2 protein-coding genes are annotated in these 1,787 nt (G+C 57.2%); one reads left to right on the top strand and one right to left on the bottom strand.

The window, feature by feature from the left end:
- Positions 1-31: 31 nt before the first annotated feature.
- Positions 32-931, bottom strand: coding sequence for an oxygen-dependent tRNA uridine(34) hydroxylase TrhO (gene trhO / locus ACNPM8_RS05740; protein ID WP_105656965.1), 900 nt, complete (start codon positions 929-931; stop codon positions 32-34).
- Between the two features lie 165 nt (positions 932-1,096).
- Between trhO and ACNPM8_RS05735 the strand changes: the two genes are divergently transcribed.
- Positions 1,097-1,753: a GNAT family N-acetyltransferase gene (locus tag ACNPM8_RS05735; protein ID WP_105656966.1), complete on the top strand. Its 657-nt coding sequence runs from the start codon at positions 1,097-1,099 to the stop codon at positions 1,751-1,753.
- Positions 1,754-1,787: the final 34 nt, after the last annotated feature.

Here is a 1,787-nt window from a genome sequence, read left to right as displayed (position 1 = left end):
AAGTCCACCCCGCGGTTGGTGAAAGCTGAAGTTAGGCGTCTACGGTGCTGCAGTCTGGGCAGCGGCGCAGTGCTTCGTCCTTTGCGCAGTCCTCGCAGAACAGGCGCAGGTTGCGGCAGGCCGGGTCCGAACAGTTCTCGAACTTGTTGGTTGGACCTTGGCAGCCCACGCATTCACCGATGGTGACAGCGTCTTCGGAGAATTCGGTATGCATGCGCTTATCGAAAACGTAGAGAGAGCCTTCCCATAGGCCTTCATCCCCGTACTTCTCGCCATAGCGGACGATGCCGCCCTGCATCTGGTACACCTCTTGGAATCCGCGTTTGACCATCAAAGCCGAAAGCACTTCGCAGCGAATGCCGCCGGTGCAGTAGGTGACCACCGGCTGGTCCTTCAGGTGGTCGTACTTGCCCGAATCCAGCTCGGCAACGAAATCGCGGGTGGTGTCCACTTCGGGGACAATCGCGTCCTTGAACTTGCCGATCTGCGCTTCGAATGCGTTGCGGCCATCGAAGAAATGGACCTTCTCGCCGGTCTTCTTCTTGTTGTCAACCAGCTCGTGAAGTTCTTCGGGGCGCAAGTGGGTGCCACCACCGACAACACCGTTCTCGTCAACTTCCAGTTCGCCAGGAGCGCCGAAGGTCACGATCTCGTCGCGAACCTTGACGGAGATACGCGGGAAGTCTTCTGCCGAACCTTCCGACCACTTGATATCCATCTTCTTGAAAGCTGGCAGTTCTCGCGTGGCCTTGACGTAGGCCTTGACTGCGGAGATCTCGCCACCAACGGTGCCGTTGATGCCGTCTTTGGAGATGATGATGCGTCCGCGCAAGCCCCAGCGCTCCAGCAGCGAGCGCTGCCAAAGGCGGATTGCCTCCGGGTCTGGGAGCGGAGTAAAAGCGTAATACAGAACAATACGATGAATGGCCACCCTACAATGTTAGTAGCTTTTGGCCGCGAAACGCCGAGGAAAAGAGCAATGTCACATTGATCTTTCCCGAAAATATCGAGCTCTCGGCCAGTGCAATAGTTCCAAGTAGGCAACGATTAGTTCAATGTCAGCTAATTCCTAGGAAAGACAAGGTAGGGTCAAATTATGGCATCAAACGCAAGCGATGAACTGATTGGCACCTGGGTAGCAGGCTGGGCTGGGGCTCGTGGTTATGAAACCCGCAACGAAGGACGGGTCCACGCTGCGCTGCGCCACGACACCACTGAAGACTGGGAATACGTCATCTATGGTCCCTCCAAAGAGGAACTCGCAGCAGTAGCCGAGACCCTGACGAAGCACCCGAACCGTCGGCTGACGGCTTTCGACGACTCCGCCGAGAATCTGGTTGCCATTGCGGCTGAAGTAGGCCTGCAGGTCACTGCCGATGACGAAGCACTGATGGTCACCGAACTAGCCGTGCACGACGTCGAGGTCCCACTGCCTGCAGACGGGTTCGTCTTCCAGATTGAACGCGATGGCACTCATGCCTACGTTTCGCTGCATCCCGAGGACAACCAGGAAGTCGTTGCGGCATCCGGCCATGTCTCAGCAGTTGGCGGATACGCAATCTTCGACCGCATCATCACCGGCGCCGATTTCCGCCGCAAGGGCCTAGGTACCCTGATCATGCGTGCGCTGGCTTCGCTGGCTCAAGAACACGATGTTGATGAAGGCCTGTTGATCGCTTCGGTCGATGGCCAGCAGCTTTACGCTTCGCTGGGCTGGACTTCGCTGGGCAAGGTTGTCATGTTCAAGGCCTAGGGCCTCCAAGATTACTCTTATCGCCGTGCTTGAC

The organism is Glutamicibacter sp. AGC46, from assembly GCF_053543715.1.
This window is presented reverse-complemented; position numbering and strand designations above follow the sequence as displayed.

Excerpts from the sequence above, each read along its gene's own strand:
- ACNPM8_RS05735 (WP_105656966.1), top strand. The coding sequence starts at position 1,097 with ATGGCATCAAACGCAAGCGATGAACTGATTGGCACCTGGGTAGCAGGC.